General features: G+C 61.1%; 24 protein-coding genes. 9 read left to right on the top strand and 15 right to left on the bottom strand.

Annotation, left to right across the window (positions count from 1 at the left end):
* Positions 1–269 precede the first annotated feature (269 nt).
* The 8 genes from GN234_RS03875 (at position 270) to GN234_RS03845 (ending at position 11,132) form a co-directional block, all read left to right on the top strand.
* Positions 270–1,985 carry a type I secretion system permease/ATPase gene (locus GN234_RS03875; protein ID WP_176687915.1) on the top strand — a complete coding sequence of 572 codons (1,716 nt, stop codon included), beginning with the start codon at positions 270–272 and terminating at the stop codon, positions 1,983–1,985.
* A gap of 19 nt (positions 1,986–2,004) precedes the next feature.
* Complete coding sequence (locus tag GN234_RS03870; protein ID WP_232201567.1) at positions 2,005–3,315, top strand: HlyD family type I secretion periplasmic adaptor subunit; 1,311 nt, start codon at positions 2,005–2,007, stop codon at positions 3,313–3,315.
* A 1-nt stretch (position 3,316) separates the two neighbouring features.
* Positions 3,317–4,657, top strand: coding sequence for a TolC family protein (locus GN234_RS03865; protein ID WP_176687913.1), 1,341 nt, complete (start codon positions 3,317–3,319; stop codon positions 4,655–4,657).
* Between the two features lie 90 nt (positions 4,658–4,747).
* Positions 4,748–6,316, top strand: coding sequence for a M10 family metallopeptidase (locus GN234_RS29930; protein WP_218950897.1), 1,569 nt, complete (start codon positions 4,748–4,750; stop codon positions 6,314–6,316).
* Positions 6,250–8,505: a beta strand repeat-containing protein gene (locus GN234_RS29925; protein ID WP_218950896.1), complete on the top strand. Its 2,256-nt coding sequence runs from the start codon at positions 6,250–6,252 to the stop codon at positions 8,503–8,505. Before GN234_RS29930 ends, GN234_RS29925 begins: the two co-directional genes overlap by 67 nt.
* A gap of 318 nt (positions 8,506–8,823) precedes the next feature.
* Positions 8,824–9,657 carry an oxidoreductase gene (locus tag GN234_RS03855; RefSeq protein WP_109755412.1) on the top strand — a complete coding sequence of 278 codons (834 nt, stop codon included), beginning with the start codon at positions 8,824–8,826 and terminating at the stop codon, positions 9,655–9,657.
* Positions 9,658–9,741: 84 nt separating this feature from the next.
* On the top strand, positions 9,742–10,728 hold the full coding sequence (gene acuI / locus GN234_RS03850; RefSeq protein ID WP_109755413.1) for an acrylyl-CoA reductase (NADPH): 987 nt from the start codon (positions 9,742–9,744) through the stop codon (positions 10,726–10,728).
* Positions 10,725–11,132 (top strand): hypothetical protein, encoded by a 408-nt coding sequence (locus GN234_RS03845; RefSeq protein WP_109755414.1) that lies wholly within the window; start codon positions 10,725–10,727, stop codon positions 11,130–11,132. Before acuI ends, GN234_RS03845 begins: the two co-directional genes overlap by 4 nt.
* Positions 11,133–11,169: 37 nt before the next feature.
* Here GN234_RS03845 and GN234_RS03840 read toward each other — a convergent pair whose 3' ends face one another.
* The 12 genes from GN234_RS03840 to GN234_RS30165 all read right to left on the bottom strand — a co-directional run bounded on the left by GN234_RS03840 (position 11,170) and on the right by GN234_RS30165 (position 20,348).
* The gene (locus GN234_RS03840) at positions 11,170–11,994 is read right to left on the bottom strand and encodes a DUF4198 domain-containing protein (protein WP_109755415.1); all 825 of its coding nucleotides are present in this window, start codon (positions 11,992–11,994) and stop codon (positions 11,170–11,172) included.
* 8 nt (positions 11,995–12,002) lie between these two features.
* A complete protein-coding gene (locus GN234_RS03835) occupies positions 12,003–12,293 on the bottom strand; it encodes a hypothetical protein (RefSeq protein WP_232200777.1) in 291 nt (96 codons plus the stop codon).
* A 55-nt stretch (positions 12,294–12,348) separates the two neighbouring features.
* Entirely contained in the window at positions 12,349–13,344 is a 996-nt protein-coding gene (locus GN234_RS03830) for a metal ABC transporter solute-binding protein, Zn/Mn family (RefSeq protein WP_233459530.1), read from the bottom strand.
* A complete protein-coding gene (locus tag GN234_RS03825) occupies positions 13,341–14,246 on the bottom strand; it encodes a metal ABC transporter permease (RefSeq protein WP_109755417.1) in 906 nt (301 codons plus the stop codon). The genes GN234_RS03830 and GN234_RS03825 overlap by 4 nt, the downstream gene beginning before the upstream one ends.
* Positions 14,243–14,923 carry a metal ABC transporter ATP-binding protein gene (locus GN234_RS03820; RefSeq protein WP_232200779.1) on the bottom strand — a complete coding sequence of 227 codons (681 nt, stop codon included), beginning with the start codon at positions 14,921–14,923 and terminating at the stop codon, positions 14,243–14,245. Before GN234_RS03820 ends, GN234_RS03825 begins: the two co-directional genes overlap by 4 nt.
* A 14-nt stretch (positions 14,924–14,937) precedes the next feature.
* Positions 14,938–15,870 carry a metal ABC transporter solute-binding protein, Zn/Mn family gene (locus GN234_RS03815; protein WP_163858799.1) on the bottom strand — a complete coding sequence of 311 codons (933 nt, stop codon included), beginning with the start codon at positions 15,868–15,870 and terminating at the stop codon, positions 14,938–14,940.
* Positions 15,867–16,601, bottom strand: a complete 735-nt coding sequence (locus GN234_RS03810) for a DUF6162 family protein (protein ID WP_116832382.1) — start codon at positions 16,599–16,601, stop codon at positions 15,867–15,869. Before GN234_RS03810 ends, GN234_RS03815 begins: the two co-directional genes overlap by 4 nt.
* On the bottom strand, positions 16,601–17,089 hold the full coding sequence (locus GN234_RS03805) for a DUF6644 family protein (RefSeq protein WP_116832383.1): 489 nt from the start codon (positions 17,087–17,089) through the stop codon (positions 16,601–16,603). Before GN234_RS03805 ends, GN234_RS03810 begins: the two co-directional genes overlap by 1 nt.
* A 39-nt stretch (positions 17,090–17,128) precedes the next feature.
* Positions 17,129–17,611: a DUF6644 family protein gene (locus tag GN234_RS03800; RefSeq protein WP_163858795.1), complete on the bottom strand. Its 483-nt coding sequence runs from the start codon at positions 17,609–17,611 to the stop codon at positions 17,129–17,131.
* Positions 17,612–17,632: 21 nt separating this feature from the next.
* Complete coding sequence (locus tag GN234_RS03795) at positions 17,633–19,141, bottom strand: alpha/beta hydrolase domain-containing protein (RefSeq protein ID WP_176687912.1); 1,509 nt, start codon at positions 19,139–19,141, stop codon at positions 17,633–17,635.
* Between the two features lie 224 nt (positions 19,142–19,365).
* Complete coding sequence (locus GN234_RS03790; protein WP_116832386.1) at positions 19,366–20,130, bottom strand: hypothetical protein; 765 nt, start codon at positions 20,128–20,130, stop codon at positions 19,366–19,368.
* Between the two features lie 74 nt (positions 20,131–20,204).
* Positions 20,205–20,348 carry a hypothetical protein gene (locus GN234_RS30165; RefSeq protein WP_325073154.1) on the bottom strand — a complete coding sequence of 48 codons (144 nt, stop codon included), beginning with the start codon at positions 20,346–20,348 and terminating at the stop codon, positions 20,205–20,207.
* 481 nt (positions 20,349–20,829) lie between these two features.
* Between GN234_RS30165 and GN234_RS03785 the strand changes: the two genes are divergently transcribed.
* Positions 20,830–22,167, top strand: a complete 1,338-nt coding sequence (locus GN234_RS03785) for an alginate export family protein (RefSeq protein ID WP_176687911.1) — start codon at positions 20,830–20,832, stop codon at positions 22,165–22,167.
* A gap of 99 nt (positions 22,168–22,266) precedes the next feature.
* Here the strand turns inward: GN234_RS03785 and GN234_RS03780 are convergent, their stop codons facing one another.
* The 3 genes from GN234_RS03780 to GN234_RS03770 all read right to left on the bottom strand — a co-directional run bounded on the left by GN234_RS03780 (position 22,267) and on the right by GN234_RS03770 (position 25,806).
* Positions 22,267–22,830 carry a cytochrome b gene (locus GN234_RS03780; protein WP_109755427.1) on the bottom strand — a complete coding sequence of 188 codons (564 nt, stop codon included), beginning with the start codon at positions 22,828–22,830 and terminating at the stop codon, positions 22,267–22,269.
* 105 nt (positions 22,831–22,935) lie between these two features.
* Positions 22,936–24,390 carry an aldehyde dehydrogenase family protein gene (locus GN234_RS03775; RefSeq protein ID WP_163858790.1) on the bottom strand — a complete coding sequence of 485 codons (1,455 nt, stop codon included), beginning with the start codon at positions 24,388–24,390 and terminating at the stop codon, positions 22,936–22,938.
* Positions 24,391–24,432: 42 nt separating this feature from the next.
* Entirely contained in the window at positions 24,433–25,806 is a 1,374-nt protein-coding gene (locus tag GN234_RS03770) for an aspartate aminotransferase family protein (protein ID WP_109755429.1), read from the bottom strand.
* Positions 25,807–25,870 lie beyond the last annotated feature (64 nt).

Raw genomic sequence — 25,870 nt, 5'->3', positions numbered from 1 at the left:
TCCGCGATGTAGTTTTTACGAGGGGGATTTCAGGGTACCTCGCCTAGGTCGGCATACCTGCATTCATCCTGTGGGAGCGAGCCTGCTCCCACATTCGCCAGTGGCGCCATTTTTTTCTTAAGAACTGCCCAAACGTGCCGATACATCGCGGTAGATCCGATTGTGCGGGCGCTCCCGGGGTGTCCTGCCAAAGATATTCGAGGCGTTCGCGCGCCTGTGCCCTTGTGTTTTTTCAGGTTTGAGCAGAATCGGACCTCAGGTAATGAACCATGCCAGCCCACGCCAGAACCGAACTGGAAGGCGCCCTTGCCGTCTGCAAAGGTAGTTTTCTTTCCGTTGGTTTTTTCAGTTTTTTCGTCAACTTGCTGATGCTGGTTCCTTCGTTCTACATGCTGCAGGTGTATGACCGGGCGGTAGGAAGCGCCAGCCTGTCGACGCTGTTGATGCTGACGCTGATCATGTTGTTGTTGATGATCACGATGGGTGGCTTGGAGTGGGTCCGTTCGCGGATTATGGTGCGGATCAGCACTCGCCTGGACACGTTGCTGAGCCAACGGCTGTTCGACGCCAGCTTCAAGCAGGCGCTCAATACCAGTGGCATGAATGCCACGGCCCAGCCGTTGAACGATCTGAACGGGTTGCGCCAGTTCCTGACCGGCAACGGCCTGTTTGCGTTTTTCGATGCGCCGTGGATCCCGATCTACCTGGCCGTCATGTTCATGTTTCATCCCTGGTACGGCTGGATGGGGCTCGTGAGTGCCGCGTTGCTGGGGGGGCTGGCCTTCGCCAATGAAAAGCTCACCCACGGGCCGCTGCAGGCTGCCAACCGTGAGCAGATGACGGCCACCGCCTTCACCAACAAGAGCTTGCGCAATGCCGAAGTGGTGGAGTCCATGGGCATGCTTGCCAGCCTGCGCCAGCACTGGAGCGGGCGAACCCACAGGATTCTCGCGCTGCAAAGCGTGGCCAGTGACCGCGCCGCGACCATGACATCGGTGTCCAGGACATTCCGACAGATCGTTCAGTCGTTGGTACTGGGCCTGGGCGCCTATTTGACGATCAATCACGAGATTTCTTCCGGGCTGATGATTGCTGGCTCGATCTTGCTGGGGCGTGCGTTGGCGCCCATCGATCAGTTGATCGGCGTATGGAAAGGTTTTCTGGGTGCCCGCGCGCAATATGCCCGGTTGCACGAGTTGCTATTCAAGATTGCCGCCGAGCCCGAGCGCATGTCGTTGCCGGCGCCTGAAGGGGCGATTCGCGTCGAGGGACTCTCGGCAGGATCGCCGGATGCTCGCAAACCGATTATTCGTGGTGTGGACTTTCAGGTGGCTGCGGGCGAAGCAGTGGGCATCATTGGTCCCAGCGGTGCCGGGAAGTCGACCCTTGCCAGGGCGTTGCTGGGTGTCTGGCCAAGCCTGGCCGGCACCGTGCGCCTGGATGGTGCGGATATCAGCCAGTGGCGTCGGGAGGAACTGGGCCAGTACATTGGTTATCTGCCGCAGGACATCGAGCTGTTCGAGGGCACCATCAGCCAGAACATCTCCCGCTTCGGCCCGCTGAACGCATCTGCCGTGGTCGCCGCCGCGCGAATGGCCGGTGTGCATGAACTGGTGCTGCAACTGCCTGATGGCTACGACACCCTGATCGGCGCCAATGGCGGTGGGTTGTCCGGCGGCCAGCGGCAACGTATCGGCCTGGCGCGCGCCTTGTATGGTGAGCCGCGCCTGGTCGTGCTCGATGAACCGAACTCCAACCTGGATGATGCCGGCGAAAAAATGCTTGCCGAGGCGCTGCAAAAGCTCAGGCAGAGCAGGGCCACAGTGTTTGTCATCACCCATCGAGCCGGGGTGTTGGCGCAGGTGGATAAATTGTTGGTTCTCAATCATGGCGAACTGAGCCTGTTCGGGCCGCGTGACAAGGTCCTGGCGCGACTGCGGGAAGCGACGCCCGCGGCCCGCCAGGCTGCTGGGATTCAATCGTAGGAAGCGGATGAGCCATCTCATGCAAAACAGTCAGCACTCATCCAACACGTTGCCCGTCGATGACAAGCCGGTTCGACGCATCGGCTACCTCATGTTGCTGGTCACCTTTGGCCTTTTCGGTGGCTGGGCTGCGTTGGCCCCGCTCGACAGCTCGGCACTCGCACCGGGCGTGGTCACGGTCAAAAGCTACCGCAAGACGGTGCAGCACCTTGAAGGCGGCATCGTGCGGGAACTGCGCGTGCATGACGGTGACCTGGTAAAAGCCGGCGATGTGTTGCTGGTGCTCGACAACACCCAGGCGCGTTCGGAAGTGGAAACGACACGCAGCCAGTTGATCGCCGCGCTCCAATTGCAGGCGCGGTTGGAGGCTGAGCGCGACGGGCAGCCCGAACCTGTGGCGGTGCCTGCCTTGGATCCCACGGACCCGCGAGTACAAGAGGCTCGCGACAGTGAAGCGCGGATTTTCCAAACCCGACGAACCTCGTTGCTGGGCGAAATCGGCCTGCAAGAGAAGACCATCGGACAAATCGAGGAGCAGATCCGCGGACTCAAGGCGATCATCGCCAGCAAGCAGATGCTGGCGGCCTCCTATCAAGAAGAAATAGTCGATTTGCGGGCGCTGCTTGCCGAAGGCTACGTGGACAAACAACGGCTACGCGAGCAAGAGCGCAGCCTCTCCAGGCTGCAAACCGAAGTAGCCGAAAGCCAGTCCGGGATCGCGCAGGCGCGGGTGAATATCGATGAAGCGAGGTTGAAGATCCTGCAGTTGAAAAAGGCCTTCGCCAGTGAAGTCGCCGGCCTGTTGGGCGATGCGCGGACCAAGGTGTATGAACTGCGCGAGCGGTTGGCGACCCTGCAGGACCGTGATCAGCGTACCGATATTCTCGCGCCCGAGTCAGGCATGGTCATGGGCATGACAGTCCACACCCTAGGCGCCGTGGTCAGCCCCGGCACAGCGCTGCTGGACATCGTCCCGGCCAACGAGGAACTGATCGTCGAGGCGCAGGTGTCGCCGATGGACATCGACCGCATCGCATTGGGCAAGCTGGCGGACATTCGCTTCAGCGCGTTCAAGAGCAGCACCACGCCCGTCATCGAGGGGCGACTGGTGCAGATTTCCGCCGACCGCTTGATCAACAAGGACACCGGCACCGCTTATTACCTGGCGCGCGTGGCCCTGACGGACAAGGGGCGTCAGACGCTGGGCAACCTGACCCTGGTGCCGGGCATGCCGGTCGAGGTGCTGGTCAATACGGGGGCGCGGACGCTGTTGCAATACTTGATGCAACCGGCCAGCAATGTGTTCGCCCGCTCGCTGATCGAGGACTGAGATGAAGTTCCTGATCACCCTGTGCCTGGCCCTCATGCCACTGGGAGCGCTCGCTGACGATACTTATGTTGACCTGTGGCAGTTGCATCAGGAAGCGCAGGGGGCTGATCCGCGTGTGCTGCGGGCGCAAGCCCTGGTCCGAAGCGGCGAGGGCAAGGAGCGTGCGGCCTTTGGTCAATTATTGCCGCAGCTCAACGCCAGCGGCAGCGTCAACCGCAGCCGGCGCGATGACGACTTGAACCGTATCCAGTACAACGGCAAGCGCATGGCCGTGGTGCTCAATCAGGTGATCTACGATCCGCAGGTCTGGCGCAGTTACCAGAAGTACATTGAGTTGACCCGGCAAAGTGGCTACGAGTCGGCCGATACCCAGGTGCAGGCCAGCATTGATCTGTCCGAGCGCTACTTCGCCGTTCTTGCGGCAGAGGACGAGTTGTCGCTGGTGCGCAGCGAGCTGGAGGCGACCGAGCGCAACCTCAAGCGGGTCAAGGCCTTGTACGCGCGGCAGATGGCGATGGTGACCGACGCACTGGATCTTGAAGCGCGAGTGGATGCGCTCAAGGCCGACGAGATCGAAGCCGGCAATAAAGTCCTGGTCAGTCGTGAGGCCATTTCCGAACTGGTGGGGCGTGATGTCAGCGAGCAGTTCAAGCGCATCGGCGACAATCCGGCCTTCAGCCTGCCGGCGCAAGCGCAAGACTACTGGGTGCAGACTGCGCTCGACAGCAACCCGGCACTGCATGCCCGGGAGCACAGCGTCCGAGCCGCCGAGGCGGCAATAGACGAAAACAAGGCGGGTCATCTTCCTCGGTTGGGCCTGAACTTGACGGCGCAACGCAGTGATATCGGCTATGAAGGCGCAGTGACGCCTCGCTCGGACAACCTCGTTGCTTCTCTCGACTTGCAGATGCCGCTCTACAGTGGGGGCTCCACCCGGGCACGGGTATCGAGTTCCGAAAGTGACAGGGAGGCCGCCCAGCAAGAGCTGGAAGCCTTGCGTCGTCAGGTCGTCAAGGAAACCCGTACCGCTTATCTCGGCATGACGGCCGAACTCAGCCGGATCAAGGCAACACGGCGCGCGCTGGAGTCGGCTGAAAAGTCACGGGCGGCCACGGAAAAAGCGTTCGGCTATGGGGTCAAGAATGCTGTCGATGTGTTGGACAGCATCAAGGAAGAGTTTCGTGCACGGCGTGATTTCTATCAGTCCCAATACAAGTTCGTGACCAGTTTGCTGGTGCTGCATCGCTGGAGCGGAAGGCTGGGAGATGGGGATATTCGCCGGGCCAATGAGTGGTTGGTTGCGCCATCGTTGTCGAATATTGAATTAAAAAGCAGTGGCTAAGTGATATCAAAACTCCTGTTTCTCGTGCAAAATACCCTTATGTAGCGGCCGCATCCAGGAAGGTCCGCAGCTAGCCCTCAGGAAATATAGATGCCCAGTCCATTAGGTTACTCATCCATTTCGTACGCAAAGCTGACTGGTAACGCACAGGTCAACAGCTTGCTTTACGGCACTTATTGGGCTGGAAATACGAGCACCGGAGCGTTCACCACGTCTCTGACGTACAGCTTCATGACCATGAGTTCGTATTTCGCCAGCGCCTACAGCAGCGAAAATGAATATGAGTACGGCTACGTCCTCTCGTCGGCGCAGAAGAACGGCATTGTCAGTGCGCTAAGTACATGGAGTTCGGTTGCCAACATCAAATTCCAACAAGTGAGCGAGACGGCCAGCAACGTCGGTGACTTGCGATTCGGCGGTTACCTGTACATGGACGATGACACCGCTGCCTGGGGCTATTTTCCTGGTAATACCCCCAGCGCCGGTGATGTCTGGCTGGGGCCAATCACGAATAACCCGGCTCCCGCCAAGGGCACCTATGACTATCTGGTGTTCATGCATGAGATCGGTCACGCCCTGGGCCTCAAGCATCCGTTCTCGCCAAGCTCGTCGAACTCCACCGTGCTTTCCGCTCAGTTCGACGACGTTCGTTACACAATTATGAGCTACAACACCGCGTATTCCTATGAGCCGACTACGCCCATGTTGCTGGATATTGCCGCCATACAGAGTCTCTATGGGGCAAACACCCAGTGGCAGACGGGTAATACCACTTACAGCTGGGCCGTCGGCCAATCGGTTTTCGAGACGATCTGGGACGCAGGCGGCAATGACACGATCGACGCAAGCAATCAGCTGGCAGCGGTGCGCATCAACCTGAATGAAGGCCAGTTCAGCAAGATCGGCCAAGCGTTCCTGAAACTCGACACCCAGACGGCCTTCAATGAAGGATTGGCGATCGCCTACGGGGCCAAAATTGAAAACGCGGTCGGCTCGGCCAATGACGACACATTGATCGGCAATGCATTGGCCAACCTCCTGAACGGTCGTGCCGGGAAGGATACGATGATCGGTGGAGCGGGCAACGATACTTACGTTGTCGATAATATCGGTGACAAGGTGCAGGAAAGCAGCACCTTGGCGAGCGAAATCGACACTGTCATCTCGTCCGTCAATTACACCCTGGGTGCCAACATCGAGACCCTGACGCTGAGCGCAAGTACCAATATCAACGGCACGGGCAACACGTTGAACAACCGCATCAACGGCAACTCCGGTGCCAATACCCTGGACGGCGGCAGCGGTATCGATACCTTGATTGGCGGTGCAGGCAATGACACTTACGTGGTCGACAATCTCAAGGATGTCGTCACCGAAACAAGTACCCTGGCCAGCGAAATCGATACCGTGCGCTCTTCGGTGAGCTGGGCCCTGGGCGTCAACCTGGAAAACCTCATCCTGACCGGCTCCGCTCATCTCAATGGCACCGGCAATGCCCTGAACAACGTGCTGACCGGCAACGCTGGCAACAACGTACTCAACGGTGGGGCCGGGCGGGACACACTGATCGGTGGCGCGGGAACGACACTTATGTGCTCGACCGGGCTGATGAATTGGTCCTGGTACAAGAAACTGTCAATCAGGGCAGTGATGGCCTGATCGTCACCTATGCCGCCAGTTCGTCGAGCAGCGTTGTCAACCTGGGCCTGAGCAATCTGCGCAACGTCGAGAACGTCGTCCTGAGCGGCACCGGGGCGTTCACGGTGGTTGGCAACGATCTGAACAACAGCCTGGTGGGCAACGCCTCCGTGAACAACCTTCAGGGCGGGGCAGGCAACGATGTTCTTGATGGTGGTGCGGGTGCCGATACCTTGATTGGCGGTATTGGCAACGACACCTACGTAGTCGACAACCTCAAGGATATTGTCAGCGAAACCAGTACCCTGGTCGGCGAAATCGATACCGTGCGCTCCTCCCTCAATTGGAGCCTGGGTGCCAATCTGGAGAACCTCACACTGATCGGCAGCGTCCATCTCAATGGCAGCGGTAACGCCCTGAACAACGTACTGATCGGTAACGCCGGCAACAACGTGCTGAGTGGTGGGGCAGGCAACGACACGTTGGACGGCAGCAGCGGTATCGATACGCTTGTTGGCGGTACCGGCAACGATACCTACGTCGTCGACAACCTCAAGGATATCGTCAGCGAAACCACCGTCCTGGCTGGTGAAATCGATACTGTGCGCTCTTCGGTGACCTGGACTTTGGGCGCGAATCTGGAAAACCTCATCCTGACCGGTTCCGCCCTGCTCAACGGTACCGGCAACGCCTTGGGTAACGTGCTGATCGGCAACGCCGGCAACAATGTGCTAAGTGGCGGGGCAGGCAACGACACGTTGGACGGCAGCAGCGGTATCGATACCTTGATTGGCGGTACCGGCAACGACACTTATATGGTCGATAACCTCAAGGATGTCGTCACCGAAACCACCGCCCTGGCCAGCGAAATCGACACCGTGCGCTCCTCGGTGAGCTGGGCCCTGGGCGTCAACCTGGAAAACCTCATCCTGACCGGCTCCGCTCATCTCAATGGCACCGGCAATGCCCTGAACAACGTGCTGACCGGCAACGCTGGCAACAACGTACTCAACGGTGGGGCCGGGCGGGACACACTGATCGGTGGCGCGGGGAACGACACTTATGTGCTCGACCGGGCTGATGAATTGGTCTTGGTACAAGAAACTGTCAATCAGGGCAGTGATGGCCTGATCGTCACCTATGCCGCCAGTTCGTCGAGCAGCGTTGTCAACCTGGGCCTGAGCAATCTGCGCAACGTCGAGAACGTCGTCCTGAGCGGCACCGGGGCGTTCACGGTGGTTGGCAACGATCTGAACAACAGCCTGGTGGGCAACGCCTCCGTGAACAACCTTCAGGGCGGGGCAGGCAACGATGTTCTTGATGGTGGTGCGGGTGCCGATACCTTGATTGGCGGTATTGGCAACGACACCTACGTGGTCGATAACCTCAAGGATATTCTCAGCGAAACCAGTACCCTGGTCGGCGAAATCGATACCGTGCGCTCCTCCCTGAATTGGAGCCTGGGTGCCAATCTGGAGAACCTCACACTGATTGGCAGCGCCAACCTCAACGGCAGCGGCAACGCCCTGAACAACGTACTGATCGGTAACGCCGGCAACAACGTGCTGAGTGGTGGGGCAGGCAACGACACGTTGGACGGCAGCAGCGGTATCGATACGCTTGTCGGCGGTACCGGCAACGATACCTACGTGGTCGACAACCTCAGTGATGTCATCAGCGAAACCAGCACCCTGGCTGGTGAAATCGATACCGTGCGCTCCTCGGTAGGCTGGATCCTGGGTGCCAACCTGGAGAATCTCACACTGACCGGCACTGCCTTCATAGGTATCGGCAACGGTCTGAACAACGTGCTGATCGGCAATGCCGGGCGTAACGTGCTGGATGGTGGGGCGGGCAATGACATTCTGAGTGGCGGCCAGGGCACCGATAGCCTCACCGGCGGAGATGGAAGCGACCGCTTTGTTTTCAACACGCTGAGCGACCTGGGCATAGGTTCTACCCGTGATACCATTTCCGACTTCAGCAGCCTGCAGGGCGACAAGCTGGACCTGTCGAAAATCGACGCCAATCTTCTGACCACGTTTGTCGACACGTTCAGCTTCATCGATTCGAATGACTTCACTGCTGCCGGACAGCTGCGCTTCGTCGATCAGGTGCTGTATGGCAACGTCAACGGCGACCTGGGAGCGGATTTTGAAATCCAGCTGGTGGGTGTCAATACCCTCACTGCCAACGATCTGATCGCTTGATAGAGCGGTTCGGCCCTGTGGGAAACAGTCCAGGGCCGGACCGCTTTGCGTTCAAGCGCGAGCAAGCTTATTCGCCACAAGGTCGTCGACCGCCTGATTAATCATTGATTTCATGTGTACTGATTTATCCAAGTGCCGGGAGCAAGGCTGCTACCGGCATTTTTTTTGATGTCAATCAGCATCAAAAATATTGACCGCTACGATTATGCTCATCATCATAAGGCTGCCAGTCTATGACACGCACTGACGTCGGAGCCATGCCAGCCCACAGTTGCGATCTCTGACCGGATAACCTCGATAACCGGAAGGAAACTCATGATGATCAACAAACCCGTCGCGTTAGTGACCGGCGCTTCATCCGGCATCGGAGAGGCCATCGCCCATAAGCTCGTCGCGGCAGGCTACAGCGTCTATGGCACGAGTCGACGCGGCGGGCGGGCGGGGCAAAAGGGGGGGCCACTGTTGGTGCTTGATGTCACCGACGATGCCAGCGTCGAAGCTGTCATCCAGGAGTTGCTGACGTTGGAGGGGCGGATCGATCTGCTGGTCAACAATGCCGGTTTCGGCATCGCGCCCGCCGCTGCGGAGGAGAGTTCTGTCGAGCAGGCCAAGGCCCTTTTCGACACCAACTTCCTCGGTATCGTACGCATGACTCGCGCGGTTGTGCCACACATGCGACGCCAAGGTGCGGGTCGCATCATCAATATCGGTTCCATCCTCGGCGTCGTGCCTGTTCCCTACGCGGCCCTCTATTCAGCCAGCAAACATGCGGTGGAAGGTTATTCGCAAGCGCTGGATCACGAATTACGCACACACGGCATCAGGGTCACGGTCGTCGAGCCCGGCTATACCAAGACTCAATTCGAGAGCAACAACCTCCAGGCCGACGCTAAACTCGACGTGTATGAAGACATTCGAATGAACGTGACGAAAGTGGTGCAACAGGCCATGGCCACCGCCGACAGCCCCGACGTGGTGGCTGAAGTGGTACTCCAGGCCGCGCGCGCCGAGCGCCCGAAGTTGCGTTATACCGCTGGCAAAGCGGCCGGCCAGCTGCAGTTCATGCGCAGTTTTGCCCCGGCGCGCTTGCTGGACACGGGCATCCGCAGGGCGTTGCAACTCGAAACCAAACGGCCTTCTCAGGCACACTGACCCGGCCTGGCCATACCCTTTGCTGTGTCTGTTGCATCTACAGGGCAGCGATGACGATCCGTTTGAACGAACAGGACAAAAGCAATGACATTCAAGGCGCTGCTCACGACCAAAACCGGCGAAACGATCTCGACCCATCTGGTTGACTTCAAGGACGAGGACCTGATGCCCGGTGACGTCACCGTCGCGATCGAGTTTTCGACCGTTAACTACAAGGACGCCATGGCCCTCAGCGGACGTTCTCCCGTCATTCGCCAGTTTCCGCTGATTCCGGGCATCGACTTCGCCGGTATCGTCGAGACGTCCAGCCATCCGGGGTTCAAAGTCGGCGACCGTGTGCTGGTCAACGGTTGGGGGCTGAGCCAGACCCACCACGGTGGCTTTGCGCAGAAGGCGCGGGTCAACGGTGACTGGCTGGTAAAAATCCCGGAAGTATTCTCGACCCAGGCAGCCATGGCTATCGGCACCGCAGGCTACACGGCGATGCTCAGCGTCCTGGCATTGGAGCATGGCGGGCTGACCCCTGATCGTGGCGATATCCTGGTCACCGGCGCCAGCGGCGGCGCCGGCTCGGTGGCCATCGCACTGTTGTCGGGCCTGGGCTATCGAGTGATCGCCTCGACCGGACGGCAAGAGGAGGGCGACTACCTGCGCGACCTTGGTGCGACGCAGGTCATCGACCGCAATACTTTGTCGCAGCCGGGCGCACCGATCGCCAAGGAACGCTGGGCTGGTGTCATTGATTCGGTGGGTAGCCATACCCTGGCCAACGCCTTGGCACACACCCAATATCGCGGCGTTGTCGCTGCCTTCGGCCTGGCCCAGGGCGCGGACCTGCCTGGCTCGGTGTTGCCTTTCATCCTGCGCAACGTGACCCTGGCCGGTATCGACTCGGTCAATGCCCCGCAGGAAGTACGTCTGCAAGCATGGTCGCGGCTCGCTCAGGACCTTGATTTGAGCAGGCTGGCCCGCACCACCCAGATGGTTGGCTTGGCAGAGGTTCCGACCGTTGCGGGTCGGGTGCTGGAAGGAAAGGTGCGCGGGCGTACTGTCGTGGACGTGAACGCATGAACAATGCTTCCCGCGCTTTCCGCTACCTGGCGAGTTTTTCGGCGCTGTTGTTTTTTACGTTGGCGATCATCTGGTTGTTAGCGCCGGCCACGTTGCTGGGCAATTGGGGCGTGGTCTTCGATGGCGCTACCACGGGCTTGGTAGGCCGGCGTGCTGCACCGCTCTACGCGGGCATTGGGGTTGCGCTGCTGTTGGTACGCAATGCGCCGCCGTCGCCAGGGCGAACCGCCGTAGTGGCGGGATTTGTCACCACGTGCTCGCTGCTTGCACTGTTGGGGCTGGTCGAGTGGGCCGTGGGCAATGTCGAGTCGGGCATCCTGCCGGCGGTGCTGGTCGAAGTTGCCCTGGCGCTGGCCTTCCTGGTCATCGCAGGTGCCGAAGGCCGGACCAGGGCTCACCGGTGAACATTTGAGGGTGAGCCTCGGGATTTGCCGCGCATTGTCACTTCATGTCCCTGGCCTGCACCCACAGCACGGCATCTTGCGACAGCGGTTTGCCCTTGTGGGTTTTCGTCGCACCGATGTCGAGCGCCGCAATGCCCCACCAGCCGGCCCGGGGCAGGCCAATGGTCACGATGCCTTGGGCGTCCGCGTAGGTGCTCAGGGCTTTGAATGAAGCTTGAGGTGCCGTCACATAGTCTTGCTGGCCGAAGGCGTTTTTTTCGAGATCGATGGAGTGGTTGACGTATTCGATTTCGATTTCGGCGAACGGAACAGGCTTGCCATCGGCCAGCACCACGGCGCGGAACACGCCGCCGGTCCAGTTGGCATAAGGCTTGTTCAGTGGCTGGATCTCCACCGGCAACCCTTGTGGCTCTGACCAGTTTCCGGGAACTCCACCCACGTTCACGATCAACTTGGTGAACTGTTGGATGTAGACATCTTCCTCGGTTTCCAGATATGGCTCGGGTTCGAGTACGAAGATATGGTCACCCAGTGAACGCACCAACTCCCGTGGAATCGAGGCACGATAGGCCGTGGTCCGGTTGTCGCGACTCTGCCACTCGACGGGACGCAAGTATTTGCTCAGGTCGATTTTTTCCTCGCCGTGGGAGCTGCTGTGGCTGAAGGCGCGAGGTGCACCCATGGCCATGGTGGGGCCGCCGGAGAAGGGGTGGGTGAACACCAGCGCGAACTCGAGGTTTTCCGCACGCTGCAGTGCCGTTTCTTCCACGTAAAGCATCTGGAAATGGGCGTGTGCAGCGCCGGCCAAGCCAGTGAATGTCGTAGCGGCAAGGGCTTGGAGCAATTTTCGTTTGAACGTCATGGTCGCTTTCACCTTGAAATGTCGGAAGACTGAATCGTGAGCTCATGGCCGGCGCCACCGAGGAACACCACGGAGTAATTTCCGGCGGGGGGCTGGAACGTGTAGGCGTTGTCCTTGCCGACTTCGCCTTCGAGCAACACTTTGTTGCTCGGGTCCTGGACATGGATTTTTCGGCCGGCGGCCGAGCTGCCATCGGTGAAGCCCGCCTCGCACTTCACCTGGTTATCCCCCTCGATGTAGCAATCGAAGACGGGGCCATGAGCGAAGGTCACCTGGCAGAACACCAGGGCGCCTGCCATCGTTATCCGTGTTGCTGAACCTATGGGTTTCATAACGCCTCGCCGTCAAGATCGATCATTGGGCAGGCGACTGGCCGTCGCCTCTCGTGTTGTCGTTGCCAGTCGCGGCGAAGGCCGCCAGCAAGGCTTCCAGGTTCGAGCCCAGGAGTGCCTCGTATCCGTTGGCCGTGTCGGCGAGTATTCCCGGGTTGCCCGTATCGAGTACCAACAACCGCGCGCCCCCGTCCTCGATGGCTTTGATGATCTTGGCGTCCGGTGCCCACTTGTGGACCACCACGCGAATATCGCGCTCGCGCAGGTAGTGGGTCAGCGCGGCGTAGTCAGCGTCGCTCCAGTCAATGTCCTGTCGGACGAACCAGCCGTCGACAAAGACGCCGAATTCGCCGAACAGGTAGGTGAACTCATTGGCCAGCGACAGCACGCGCAGATCCGACACCGCTGTCAGCCGGGCACCGTAGTCGGCCTTGAGCCGGCGCAAGCGGTCTTCAAGTGCGGCGAGGTTGCGCTTTATTCGCGGCGCATCGGCGGGGGCCAGGCGCTCCAGGTCGGTGGCGACCAGCGCCGACATGCGCATGGCGTTGACGGGGCCGAGCCAGGCGTACGGGGACTGGCCTTCATCAACATCGCTCGCCGCGGCCCAGGGAACATCGTTCGACGGCACGCGGGTCACCGCCACGCTGGGTTTGACCGTGTCCCATGAGCGCGAGGCATCGATCTCGATGATCCGTAGATTGTGGCGGCGCGCCGTCGCATACAGCGGATCCGCGCGCCAGAGACTGCTGAGGGTGACCACGGCTTCGGCCTGTTGGAACACTGCGGCGTCCAGGCGCGACAGTGCGTTGGCCTGGCTTTCCATGGGCACTGCCGCGCCTGCCGGTACACGAACGACCTCAAGGGCCGTGCCGTCGCTGAGTGCCGAGGTGAGCGCATACACGGCAGGCAGCGCGACAAGCACCTGCTGCCTTGCGTTATCGGCAAAGACCGAAAACGGCAGGCCCAGCAACAGGGTCAGCATCGTCAGCCAGGATCTGTAGAACCCTTTCCTATTCATACGCTGGCCCCCCTGAATCGTGACGCGGTAGCGCGCATGACGGTGGTGACGACGAACACCAGGGCGGCGACTATCACGATTGCCCCGCCCGTAGGTACGGGGATGTGGAATTGCATCGGCGCCAGGATTCCCACCACGCAGGAAAAGGTCGCAATCAGGATGGCGCGCACCACCAGCCCCGGGAGCGAACGACTGATGTTGCGTGCTGCCGCCGCCGGTATGAGCAGAAGGGCTTCGACGAGCACGGCGCCGATGATTTTCAGGCAAGCGACCGTCACCAGGGTGACCAGCACCACAAACAGGTACTCGACGCTTCGCACCCGCACACCGCGAGCATGGGCCAGGCTCGGATTGAGGCTGGCCAACAACATGCCGTTGTACAGCGGCAGTCCGAGCAAGGCACACAGCGCCGTTACGCCAAGCAGCACGTTCATGTCGGTGTGGTCCACCGCCAGGATGGAGCCGAACAGCACGCTTTCCATCACGTGGGTGTTGATCTTTGCCGACACGAACAGCAACAGCGAGGCACCGACCGCCAGCGAGATGGACAGGAACACACCGATCAGCGTGTCATTGGCCAACGTGGTGCGATGCTGCGTGTACTTCAGCGTCAGCGCGAACAGCAAGCAGAAGCCGAACATCGAGAAGTATGGGGATGTATAGGATTCACCGATCAGCACGCCAATCGCGACGCCGGTCATCGCGGCATTGCCGACGGACTGACTGAAAAACGCCATGCGCTTGATCATTACCATCGTGCCCAGCACGCCCAGCAGGGGGCCGATGAGCACTGCGCAGAGCAGGGCATTGATCACGAACTCATACTCGAACGGCTGCGGCAGGATGCCACTGGCGGCGAGCGCCTGCAGGTAGTTGCGAATGAAGTCGTACAGGGCGCTCATTGGGCCCCCTCCTGCGAGTAAGCGACTTGGTCGGGGGCGCCATGGAACAGCACCCTGCGGTTGATAACCGTCACCGATTGGGCGATGCGCCTGACTTGTTCCAGGTCATGGTTGATCCACAGGATGGTGACGCCACGGCCGTGCAATTCGGCCACCAGCGCCTCCACCAGCCGCACCCCCGATTCGTCGATGCCGGCAGTCGGTTCGTCGAGGATCAGCAGCCAGGGCGCCGGGCTGATCGCCTGGGCCAGTAATACTCGCTGACGTTGGCCACCGGACAGGCTGCCAAAGGGTTTGGTGCCCATTCCTGCCATGCCGGTACGAGACAGGGCCTCGGCATTGGCCGACTTGGCGGATCGGTTGGCGCCCAGGAAGGCCGGCCGGCGTTGACCGAGAAGGGCCATGAGATCGTTGACCGTCATCGGCACGTTGCGGTCGAAGTCTGGCAATTGCGGGACATAGCCCACCGGGGTCGTGAGCTGGCCCTCGAAGCGGACCGCTCCCGAATGCGGCATCTGGCCCAGCAGCGCACGCACCAGTGAAGTCTTGCCGCCACCGTTCGGCCCGACCAGGCAGTGCAGCGCCCCGGCTTCCACCCGAAAACTGACGTCTTCAAGCACTTGCGTGCCTCCCAGCCGCAGGGAGACGTTGTCGAACACTATGGCGGGACCGCACATCGCTTGTTTCTCCTTCATCGCTGCGTGAACTCGACGGCTTCGGCCAAGGTCTCGAGGTTTTCGCGCATCGCCACCTCGAATTCGTCCGCGCTGTAGGTATCGCCGGTGATGTGAGACAGCGAGAAGACCTTCACGCCGGTGGCGGCCTCGATAGGCTTGGCGAGATCGAGGGAGAAGTTTTTCTCGGCGAACAACACCTTCACATTGGCCTTCTTGATTGCGTCGATGGTGTTGGCCAGTTGCCGCGCGGTCGGCGCGACGCCGTGACGGGGCTCGATCACGGCGCTCACGAACAGGCCGAACTCCTGCATCATGTAGTCGTAGCCGGCATGCGTGGTCGCACAACGGAAGGAAGACAGATCCAGCGCGGCGAAGCGGGTCATGAAACCGGCCCGTAGCGCGCGAATGCGTGCGGCATAGGCCAGGGCGTTCTGTCGATACGCAGCAGCGTTGGATGGGTCCAGCTCCCCCAGCCTGCGAGTGATCTCGAAGACCTGCTGTATCGCTGCCGTGGTGGAAACGAAGGTATGCGGATTGACCACCTTGGCACCGTCCTGGTCGCCGCCGATGGGAATGAGGGCGACCGAGGCATTGGCCTGGATGATCGGCAGCGTTGCCCCGCGACCGGCGGCCTTGACGATCTGGAAGGCCCATTCATCGTGGCCGATGCCGTTGACGACCAAGACATCGAGGGTCATCGCACGGGTGATGTCGTCGGGTTGCGGCTGATAGTTATGCGGGTTCGCTTGCGCCGGAATGAGCGCAACGACCTCGGCCCGATCGCCGACGATGTTCGCCACGAAGCTGTAGTAGGGGTGCAGGGTGACACCGATCTTGAGCTTCTTGTCCAAGGGGGCAGTCGGGTCGGCGAATGCAAGGGCAGGTATCAGCACCAGCAGCGCAAGGCAACTGCGCCACAGTGCGCGGTGTCTGGTAGAAACGGTCATGGCTGGTTTCCTTTTACACGTTCGACTTCGCTGGCACCGTCGTAAGGAATGACCTGGCGCCAACCTTGGCCGACCAGCGATTCGGGCTTGACGATGCCTGGGTAAGGTGCGTTCGGGTCGCGGTGGATCCAGATCGTGGCCTGGTTGGCCCACATGACGCCGGCATGGGCGTGCCCAATGACGAGCAGGTAGGCGCTCTGGCCGGGCGCGCGGCCGGCGGAGCCGTAGTAGACCGTGGCGCCCTGGCCCAGGGTGGCTTTCGAGACGTCGCTGGGGGGCGTCGGGGCGTCGGCGTCGTCGTGATCATCGACGGAACCGGCATGAGGCAGGTGGGTGCCAGGCAAAATCAACTGCCAGTGCACCTCGCCATTGGTCTTCCAGAAGGCGTCTCGGTAGAACGGCGGCAACAAGATCTTCTGGGCTTGCTCCAGGGTGATCCAACCGCCGGTGTCGTTATTGTTCCAGATGATTTCTTCACCGGCGGGCAGCAGGGCGCTGTGGATGGCCTGGTCGACTGCACCGAGGCCATCGAAGGAGCGCACCTGCCAGCTCAAGGGTGTCGGTGGGCCGGCGTGCTGTGGGCGCAGCAGCACATAACCTGTCACGCTGGCGATGATTGCCAGGGCTGCAAACAGCAGGGCCAGCGATTCCCAGCGGCTGGAAGCCGGACGCACGACATGGACCGCGTCGTCTGCGTCATCGCCGAGGCTGGTTCGCGACAGGTGAGCCATCAGACAAACCCGATCCAGCGGCCAAGGCATATCACGCCCACCCACAGTGCCAGCGAGCTGAATCCGGCGATACGGGCCTGGCTGGGAGGCGGCAGGATGGTGTCCCACTCGGCGATCCGGCGATAGGCGCCCAGGTGGAATATCCCCATGTTGAGGCCGGCCAGCGCCAACAGCCCCATCTTCCACCAGAAAACGCTGTTTTGCGCATAGGTGGTGGCATTGGAGGCGAACATGAGCAAGCCGGTGATCACGCAGGCTGCGAAGGCAACCCAGGTAAATGGCAGCAGTTCCCGAATCAGCCGTAGCGCGCTTCGGCGATGGGAGGCGACGCCAAGCAGGCGCAAGTCGACGACGGCGATGGTCCCGAACACGAGGGCGATGCCGATCACATGCAGCGACTCCAGGTTTGGAAAAATGGAGCCCGACTCTCTGATATAGGCTGCGATCGGGGTGCCCTCGAGGGCTTGCAGTATCGATTGAATGTCCATGGCAAATACCTGAGAAAACGTTCGTTGAAAACGCTGGGATCAGTAGGCGATCCAGCGGCCGCAGAAGATCACGCCGCACCATAGGGCGATCGACAGCCAGGCCAGTGCCTTGATGGGCGGCTTCTCGTTATCGCCTTGTGCCTGAGCGGCGGGGCGCAGCAATGGACGTCGGATTGACCAGGCCAGGGTGAACACGGCAACGACCATGAACATCTTCAGCCAGAACGTCGTGTTGACCAGTACGCGGTCAGGCTCGCCGATGATCATGACCAACCCGGTGAGGAGCAGGACGATGAGTGCGGCGCGCATCCACGGGTAGTAACGGCGAATGACGCCGCGCAAGGGTTCGTCCGTGGCGAGCACGCCGGCCAGCCGCAGGTCGGAGATCACGGCGGCACCGAAGATCACTGCGATGGCGACGATATGAACGCTCTGGATGGTGGGCACGACCCAGGACAGGTCCCTGATGGCGGTGCTCAACGGTGTCGCGTAGATCCAGGCGATGATGAGTTCTGGTGACATTTGCTTTGCTTCCGCGTGGGGTTAGAAGTCTTGGGGTTTTGCGATCGGACGCAGGCCCTTTGCATCCTCCGGGAGGAGATAGCCCTGCTTGATCGAGAGGCCCTTGGCGTCTTCGAATGCCTGTTCGTAGTGGCTGAAACTGCCGTAACGTTGGCCAAGCGCTTCCTTGGAATAGGGCACCTTGGTGTCGTAGATCAGGCCGCAACCGGTCTCCTGGTCCGTGAGGTAGGTCGCGCTGGGCACCTGGATCCACGGCGGGCGCACGCCCCCTTGCAGGTTGCCGGTGGCGGGGTCGCGTGCGACGGTTTTGCCTTCGCGCAGGACTCGCGGCGCCTTCGGCATGGCTTTGCCCTCGCGCACCCATTGGTCCATGCCATCGAGCAGCGCCGAAACGACCAGTTCCGCCGGTTCGTCGTACAACGTCCGGCACCGTGGGTCGTCACCCTTGCCGATGTCGGCAGCGAGCAGTTCGGTATGCTCCGTACCGAGGTCGGCCAGCCGCAGGTGGGGCATGCCGGTCACTTCGTAGTAGCGAAGCTGCGGGCTGTCGGTATCCGGCGGCAGGTCGATGCCTTCGATCACGTCATGCATCAGTTCCGATTGGCTGTAGACGGTCACGAACGGCACGCCGTCGGGCATCTGCCGCGGCAGTCGGATGACATCGCCGCCCACCTCGCCATAGGCCATGCGGCCTGTCATGTAGGCATCGATCAGTGGCCTTGCGTCAGGCATGCGCCATTGCTGGTGCCGGCCCTGGTCGAGGTAGTCCATCCAGACTTGCGCGGTCACGGCCCAGCTATTGACATAGACGCGTTGCACATTGAGGCCTGCCAACGGGCCTTGCGCCGCATTGGTCTTGAGCAGCAGCGCCAGTTGTGCGGCAATGCCTTGGGACTGTGGAACGAACGGATCGGGACCTGCACCGCGAGTGAAGCGCTCCGGATCGTAATAGGTGCCCAACGGCGCATAGCGTGCGTAGTCGAAGCGGCGCATGAATTCGAAGTTCACGATCCGTCCGTATTGGGCGACCTGCTCGGCCTCGGCGGCCGGGGTGTCCGAGATGAACTTGGGGTCGACGGCCGGCTTGTTCATGTTCAGCGTGTAGCCGACGTACGCGTAGCCACGCCGTAGCAAGTAATCACGGGTCAGGATCCACCCTGCGGCGCGCTCGCCAAACCAGCTGAACGGCTCGATCACCACCGTGCCGTTGAAGTGCGCAGGGTCTGCCGGCTTGCGCACCAGAATGCGCGTGGTATAGGGCGCCTCGAAGAGGGTTTTGCCCGCGGCGGTGATGGCCGGGGCGACGCCTTGCAGGTAAAACTCCTCTTCGACGTAGTCGTACATGTCGAGGTCGCTGTGTTCGGTACCCGGACGTTTCGCCGACGACAGCGGTGGCACACTGGAGGGCGGCACGGCAACGACTGTGGGCATGCGGGGCACTTCGGCGAAGGTGTTCGAGGTCAGCATCAGCGACAGCAGGACGCCTGGCAGCGTCGGCCGCAGGAGGCTGATCGTTATTGATCGTTCCATCCGGTCATCTCCAAGGGCGCAAAGTCAGCCTGGTGGGGGGCGCTTCGCACCCCAACGGGAGCAAGCTCCCTCGCCACGGTTTTGTGTCTGGCTGGGTGGTGGTGTGGGGTAATCAGACCCCATTACGTTGCCCGCCAACCTCTGGCAAACACCGCCTTTTGTGGCGAGGGAGCTTGCTCCCGCTGGGCTGCGCAGCAGCCCCAACATCGACCTCGCGGTGGGCTTCACTCACGGCTGAGGGACGCCTTGCCCTCGCTGTCGATCACGATCTGGTTGTTCTCGCAGACATATTCTTGAATGGCGTAGTCGGAGCGCTTGTAGTCGAACGTGAAGCGATACGGGGTGTTGAGCACCTGTGGATCTTCAATCACGACTTGGTCCTCCAAGTGGTCCGGTCCCCGCAGCCTGATGCGTTCGGTGATCTTCATGTCTGCACCATGGGGAACGTCATAGAACGTCACGTCCGTTCGCACACGTTGTGTCTCCACGACGAGCGTGTCGCCTTCCCAGTGGCCTCGCGAATGGCCCTGGTACTTGGGGTCGAGCTTCTCTTTGGGCGGCATTGCCTCGTTCAAGAGAATCCGGCGTACCTGCTGGAGATATTCGCCAAGGACGACCACTTGCTTGTCGTCGTGAATGATCTGGATCGGGAAGAGCGCCGCCATCAACGTCGGCATGCCCTCGGGCAGGCACTTGGAACTCGTCGTGGCCAGCGGCGTCCCGGCTTCGTTCGCGGCGGCCTGTTTTTTCTTCAGCTCGGCGTATTGGCTGGCATAGGGTTCCTTCAGGTCCATCGGTCCGCCCGGGTGCACCGGCTCGTCCGGGTTTTCACCGAACCAATCGTCCGGGGTTCTTTCCCAGGTGCCGCTGATGTCCGGGCGTTTGTCGTGCTGGGTCTTCGGCGCTGCCGCGTTGCACATCCCGGCGACGGTCACGAGGACGACGCCGAGGAAGATCGTTGCTGCGCTCAAGGTTCGTGTCGGTTTCATTGAAACGTCTCCACGCTGCTGGCCTGTCTGGTTCGGTTGAGTTCGGTAGTCATGAAGCGGAGGAGGGACTTCGCCTAACCGCCGCCCGTGAGCACGACGTCACCGATCTTGATCTCCACGAGCAGTCCTCCCGGATCACCGTTTTTCAGCGGTCTGAAGGACACCTCGGCGCTTTCGCCAGCCTTGATCGAATCAGCGTTCCAGCCTGCGCGCTGCAGCGCGTTGACACTGCCCGTCTCGATCTTGAAGCGCTGGGGGGGGGCGGGCCGGGCGTATCGAGGTAAATCGTGATGTGCGGATTGGTCCAGGCAAAGCGCTCGACCACGCCCTGGACCGTGACCATCTTGGTCTGGTCGAAAAGCGCGAATGAGTGGTGAGCGGTGGCCAGGGACGGTAGGGCACTGCAAGCGACGATGGTCAGCAGGCAAAGCCCCTGACGTAACAGCGGGGATGGGGTCATGACGGATGCCTCGTTCTTATGCGTTCTTATGGCCCCAGCATAGGGGGGGGACACCTGCGCAGGCCGTAGCCCAAAACGGCAACCATTCAAATCCCAGGACAGGTTTTTCAGTGGGCAGCGATGGGACCAAGGGAATAGGGGCGCCGCCCTGTGCACATGCTGATTTGGGCTACCGCATGGGCGGCCCGAATCGGAACACTCATGACTCGCCTCATAAATATAAAAACAGGAGAGACGTCATGCGCACCCCCCACTACGCTCCATTAATTTCTCTGGTTGCACTCTGTACATTGGGGCCGCAGGCACAGGCCTACGAGCTCTACAACGAAGACGATGGTGCTACCGTCCTGAATGCCGACCTCTGGGCTGGATTTGGTTGGTTCGGCAGTGAAAAGAACTACCTCGCCAACCCGCAGGAGGAACCCGGCAGGATGCGATGGCAGGAAGGCTTCGCAAAGTACGGTCTAAACGGCACGACGAACAAGATCGGTCCCGGCTCGATCTACGGCGGGTTCAGCCTGATCAGCACGGGCTCATGGGGCGACGGGGACGCGGGAGCGATCACTGCCGGGAATGAAAGAAGAACGGCGGTAGAAGACGCCTATCTGGGCTGGAAGTCAGGCGACCTGATTCCCGCCCTGGGTACGGACGGCGTTGATTTCTCCTTTGGCCGGCAGCTCGTGACGGTGGACGGTTTCCTGATCACCGACGACGGGTTCGCTCCCGGCAAGGCCTTCAGCCCCATCCCAGGTGTGGCGGACGGTCGGTTCAATCGCGGCGGCGCCTTTTACCTGGGGCCGCGATTGGCCTTTGGCAATACGGCCGTCCTGAAACTGGGCGGTACGGATGGGCTTCACGGCAGCCTGATGTGGTTGAAGTCGGACAATCCAGGACAGTCGGAGACCGAAGTGGCGGCCGCCACCATCGACTACACGACGCCCATCGGCTCGATCGGCTCGACCTATGTACACGGGCTGGATGTCAACGAGCGATACACCTTCGCCGATCGGAGTGAGCGCAAGGGTATGGATATCTACAGTATCCGCGGCCAGGGCAATGCCGGCATCGAGAACGCTGATTTTGCATTCGAGGTGGCGCGCCAGGAAAAACGTTCGGGGTCGCAGCGGGCGATGTTCTTCGACGCGGGCTACACCTTTGCCGACGTCAAATGGCAACCGGCAGTGAGTTACCGCTATTCGCGCTATTCCGAAGGCTGGGACTTCCTGTTCCAAGGCGGTTTCCGCAAGCGGTACCAGGGTGAAGTCGCCGCGAACTACGCCGGTTCAGTGACCTCGAACATGCAAATCAACGATGTGCTGTTCTCGGTGCAGCCGACCGACAAACTGACACTCAACGCGATGTACTTCCACTATCACCAACTCTCCGACCGGGATACCCAAGACTTCAGTGCCCGTGAGGTCGACCTGTACCTGGACTGGATGGTGACGGACAACATCACGTTGTCGCCGCTGGTGGGTTTCTACAAGCCAAAGAAGTGGCTCGAGGACGGTGGTTTGCAGAGCGGGAGCGCATCAACCAACACTTACTTGCAGTTCATCGTGTGGGTGACGTTCTGATCTGAGTCGCCGCTGGCGGCATCTGTTGCAGGGAGTTTGATGCGTAGGCGCCACCAGCGGTGGCGCTTTCCGGCGGGAAAGGTGATTAAGACGGGACGGTCACAGCATGCGGCGCAGGACGTCGTTGCGAGGGTCCGGGTCGAAGAAGCGGTGCTTGAGGGCGCCGGCGACATGCAGCACGATCAGGCCGAGCAGGGTATAGGCGAGCACTTTGTGCAGCCACTGGAAGACGACGAACCAGTCGTCATTTTTCGGTAGCAGCTCCGGCAGGTTCACCCCAAAAAAGAATACCCCGTCGCTCATCGTGTAGGTGCTCGACATCGAGTAACCCATCAACGGCACGATCACGATCAGTACGTACATGGCACGTTGCACCAGCTGTGACAAAAACCGCTCATGTCCAGCCAGTGTTTCCAGCGGTTGTGGAAGCTTGGGGGTGCGCCAGCGCAGGGTGATCTGGACCAGGACCACCAACAGCATCAACACCCCAAAGGATTTGTGCCACGGGTAATAGAGCTCGTATTTGCTTGCTACTTCATCATTCATCCCGGTCATGTGCCAGCCAGCCCAGAGGAGGCCGGCGATGAGCACGGCGCGCACCCAGTGCAACATACGCAGGGACGTCGGATACCGATCAATTGTTGTTTGATTTACCGGATTCATCGCAGTCTCTCCATCGATCATCAAGGCATCGGAATGCACATTTGAACGGCCACCCTCTACGACACAGGGCTTGGAGGGTGGTCCGGTCAGTGCGGTTTTTTGTTCTCAGTTAGGCAGCAACACGGTGATGACCTTTTCTTCGGTATAGGCCAACGCGCCGCTGAACCCGCCTTCACGGCCAATGCCACTGGACTTGACGCCGCCCCAGGGCAGGTTGGCGTCCAGCGGGCTCCAGCAGTTGATGCCCACGGCACCGGCCTTTACCGCCGCGGCAACGCGGTGCGCTCGCACCAGGTCGCTGGTCCAGATCGTGGCCGCCAGGCCGTAGGTGGAATCGTTGGCCATTGCGATCGCCTCATCTTCGCTGTCGAACGTGATCACCGTGCCAACGGGGCCGAAGATCTCGTCTCGGGCGATCGCCATGTCGTTGCTGGCGTTGGCGAAGATGGTCGGCTGCACAAACCAGCCCCGCTCGGGGTTCGATACGCCGCCGGCCAGCAGGGAGGCGCCTTGTTCGATGCCCAGCTGGATGTAACGGTTGACCCGTTCGAACTGTGCTTTCTTGGCCACTGGCCCCATCTGCACGTCGGGCTGTCGAGGATCGCCTACCTTGACTGCTCGAGCAGCATCGGCAAGCGCTGCGGCGAAGCGATCGGCGATGCTGCGTTGTACCAGGATACGCGAGCCGGCGGCACAGACCTGGCCCTGGTTGACGAACAAGCCGAGCGCGCAGCCGCGCAACGCGTCGTCGAAGGACGCGTCATCAAAGACAATCTGTGGGCTCTTGCCGCCCAGCTCCAGTGCCACACGCTTGAACAGCACGCCGGCGGTGCGCTGGATCTCGCGTCCGGCCTCGGGGCTGCCGGTGAAACTGATCTTGGCCACGTGCGGGTGTTCGCACAAGGCGCGACCCACCTGTGCACCGTAGCCGGTAACCACGTTGATCACACCGTCAGGGAAGCCCGCTTCCTGAGCCAGCGCGGCCAGGTGCAGGGCCGATTGCGGTGTCTCTTCCGAAGGTTTGATGACCACGGTGCAGCCGGCGGCCAGCAAAGCGGCGAGCTTCCAGACCGTGATCATCAGCGGCGAATTCCAGGGCACGATGGCACCGACCACGCCCACCGGCTCGCGCACCGTGTACGAGAGGGTCTTGCTGCCGAAATAGCCGCCGGTGGGAATGGTGCGCCCCTCCAACTGGTTGGCCCAGCCAGCAGCGGCGCGCAGGTTGGCGACCGCGTTGGGCAGGTCCATCCGGCGCGGTTCGACCGGGGAGCGACCGATGGCGTTGGCGTCCAGATCGGCCAGCAAGTCGGTGTCGCGTTCCACCAGGTCAGCCAGCTTCGACAGCAGTCGACCGCGCTGGGCGCCGTCGAGCTGGCTCCAGGCGCCACCCTCGAGTTGGCTGCGCGCTGCCTCCACGGCGCGGTCCACATCCGCGCTCGTGCCGCATGCGGAGCTACCGTACACCTGCTCTGTCACAGGGTTGATGAGGGTCATGCGTCCACCGTCGGAGGCTTCTAAGGACGCTCCTTGGATGAAGTGATTCAGGTGCTGAGTCATGTCAGGGGCCCTGCGTAATGTGAGTGATCGGTGGGGCACGCCTCATGCTTCGAGGGAGGCCAGGGCGTCGCCAAAGATGTCCAGCGCCTTGAAAAACAGCGAGCGTGTGATCGTCAGCGAGGGCATGACGCGCATCACGTTGCTGTAGCGACCGCAGGGAATCATCAGCACGCCGTGGTTCAGCAGGTAACCCATGAGTTGACCGATCTTGGCGCCCTCCAGCGGTGCCTTGGTGACCGGGTCTTCGACTAGCTCGATACCGATCATCAGGCCACGACCGCGAACCTCGCCGACGAAGGGGCTCTTGAAGCCACGGATACGTTCCTGAGCCTCCAGGCCCAGCGTGTGCGCGCGATTGAGCAGATCCAGCTCCGGGTCCTGCAGGATGCTGATGTTGGTCAGCGCCACTGCCGCGGACAGCGAGTTGGCGGCGAAGGTATTGGGCATCGATCCGTCGGGGATCGCGGCTGCCAGGTCCGAACGCATGATCAGGCCCGCCATCGGCAGGTCGCTGCCAATGCCCTTGCCGAAGGTGAGCATGTCGGGTTTCACGCCGGAATGTTCGACCGCCCACATCTTGCCGGTACGCCCCGCGCCGGATTGCACTTCATCGACGATCAACAGCGCGCCGCTGAGGTCGCAGGCCTTGCGCAGCAGTTGCAGGAACTCTGGCGAGGGAGGCACGTAGCCGCCTTCACCCTGTACCGGCTCCACGATCACGGCGGCCACGTCATCGGCGGCGGTGTAAGGGGTATTCAGCAGGTAATCCACGTAGTCGCCAGCGATCTGTTCGGCGCTTTTGTGCGTGGTGTCGAAGGGGAAGCGGTAGGCATAAGGGTAGGGGGCGTGAATGACGCCGCCCATCTGGGCACCGTAGCCCTTGCGGTAGGCCGTACCGGTGGTCAGCGCACCGGAGGCGTTCCACACGCCGTGGTAGCCGCCATGGAAGGCGATGATCTGGTGCCGTCCGGTGACGCGTTTGGCGAACTTGATCGCGGCTTCCAGCGCATCGCTACCGCTTTGCGTGAAGAACGTAATGCAATCGCCGCGCAAGCCGTCGGGCGCGATCTCGGAGAGCTTGGCGGCCAGCTCGGTGCGACGGGTGCTGTTGACTTCCAGGGCGTGCATCAGCACTTCGGACTGTTCGCGGATGGCCTGCACCACTTTCGGGTGGCAGCGACCTACGCTGCTGACGCCCACGCCTGCGGACAAATCGATATAGGTGTTGCCATCAGCGTCCTTGAAGGTCGCGCCGAACGCCCGGTCCATGGCCACGGGCATGCGTCCGCCGCCGCGGGCCATCGACTCGGTACGCGCCGACAACGCCAGGGCCTCGGTGGTCTTGGGACCGGGAATGGTGGAAATGATCCGCGGGGCATCCGCGAAGTGGAGGGATTCAAGCTTGGTTTCACTCATGACGGTCTCTCAGGATGTCGGTTTCAGTGTCTCGATCATCCCCGTCGCTTCCGCCTGGCCGGTA

This window comes from Pseudomonas bijieensis (assembly GCF_013347965.1).
In the GTDB taxonomy this organism is placed as follows: Bacteria; Pseudomonadota; Gammaproteobacteria; order Pseudomonadales; family Pseudomonadaceae; genus Aquipseudomonas; species Aquipseudomonas bijieensis.
Note: the sequence above shows the minus strand (reverse complement) of the source record. Positions and strands in the feature narration are given on the sequence as shown.

Excerpts from the sequence above, each read along its gene's own strand:
- GN234_RS03795 (WP_176687912.1), bottom strand. The coding sequence starts at position 19,141 with ATGGAACGATCAATAACGATCAGCCTCCTGCGGCCGACGCTGCCAGGC.
- GN234_RS03845 (WP_109755414.1), top strand. The coding sequence starts at position 10,725 with ATGAACAATGCTTCCCGCGCTTTCCGCTACCTGGCGAGTTTTTCGGCG.
- GN234_RS03780 (WP_109755427.1), bottom strand. The coding sequence starts at position 22,830 with ATGAATCCGGTAAATCAAACAACAATTGATCGGTATCCGACGTCCCTG.
- GN234_RS03865 (WP_176687913.1), top strand. The coding sequence starts at position 3,317 with ATGAAGTTCCTGATCACCCTGTGCCTGGCCCTCATGCCACTGGGAGCG.
- GN234_RS03840 (WP_109755415.1), bottom strand. The coding sequence starts at position 11,994 with ATGACGTTCAAACGAAAATTGCTCCAAGCCCTTGCCGCTACGACATTC.
- GN234_RS03825 (WP_109755417.1), bottom strand. The coding sequence starts at position 14,246 with ATGAGCGCCCTGTACGACTTCATTCGCAACTACCTGCAGGCGCTCGCC.
- GN234_RS03820 (WP_232200779.1), bottom strand. The coding sequence starts at position 14,923 with ATGTGCGGTCCCGCCATAGTGTTCGACAACGTCTCCCTGCGGCTGGGA.
- acuI (WP_109755413.1), top strand. The coding sequence starts at position 9,742 with ATGACATTCAAGGCGCTGCTCACGACCAAAACCGGCGAAACGATCTCG.
- GN234_RS03830 (WP_233459530.1), bottom strand. The coding sequence starts at position 13,344 with ATGAATAGGAAAGGGTTCTACAGATCCTGGCTGACGATGCTGACCCTG.
- GN234_RS03770 (WP_109755429.1), bottom strand. The coding sequence starts at position 25,806 with ATGAGTGAAACCAAGCTTGAATCCCTCCACTTCGCGGATGCCCCGCGG.
- GN234_RS03855 (WP_109755412.1), top strand. The coding sequence starts at position 8,824 with ATGATCAACAAACCCGTCGCGTTAGTGACCGGCGCTTCATCCGGCATC.
- GN234_RS03775 (WP_163858790.1), bottom strand. The coding sequence starts at position 24,390 with ATGACTCAGCACCTGAATCACTTCATCCAAGGAGCGTCCTTAGAAGCC.
- GN234_RS03790 (WP_116832386.1), bottom strand. The coding sequence starts at position 20,130 with ATGAAACCGACACGAACCTTGAGCGCAGCAACGATCTTCCTCGGCGTC.
- GN234_RS03875 (WP_176687915.1), top strand. The coding sequence starts at position 270 with ATGCCAGCCCACGCCAGAACCGAACTGGAAGGCGCCCTTGCCGTCTGC.
- GN234_RS29930 (WP_218950897.1), top strand. The coding sequence starts at position 4,748 with ATGCCCAGTCCATTAGGTTACTCATCCATTTCGTACGCAAAGCTGACT.
- GN234_RS03815 (WP_163858799.1), bottom strand. The coding sequence starts at position 15,870 with ATGACCGTTTCTACCAGACACCGCGCACTGTGGCGCAGTTGCCTTGCG.
- GN234_RS03785 (WP_176687911.1), top strand. The coding sequence starts at position 20,830 with ATGCGCACCCCCCACTACGCTCCATTAATTTCTCTGGTTGCACTCTGT.
- GN234_RS03870 (WP_232201567.1), top strand. The coding sequence starts at position 2,005 with ATGCAAAACAGTCAGCACTCATCCAACACGTTGCCCGTCGATGACAAG.
- GN234_RS03810 (WP_116832382.1), bottom strand. The coding sequence starts at position 16,601 with ATGGCTCACCTGTCGCGAACCAGCCTCGGCGATGACGCAGACGACGCG.
- GN234_RS03835 (WP_232200777.1), bottom strand. The coding sequence starts at position 12,293 with ATGGCAGGCGCCCTGGTGTTCTGCCAGGTGACCTTCGCTCATGGCCCC.
- GN234_RS03800 (WP_163858795.1), bottom strand. The coding sequence starts at position 17,611 with ATGTCACCAGAACTCATCATCGCCTGGATCTACGCGACACCGTTGAGC.
- GN234_RS03805 (WP_116832383.1), bottom strand. The coding sequence starts at position 17,089 with ATGGACATTCAATCGATACTGCAAGCCCTCGAGGGCACCCCGATCGCA.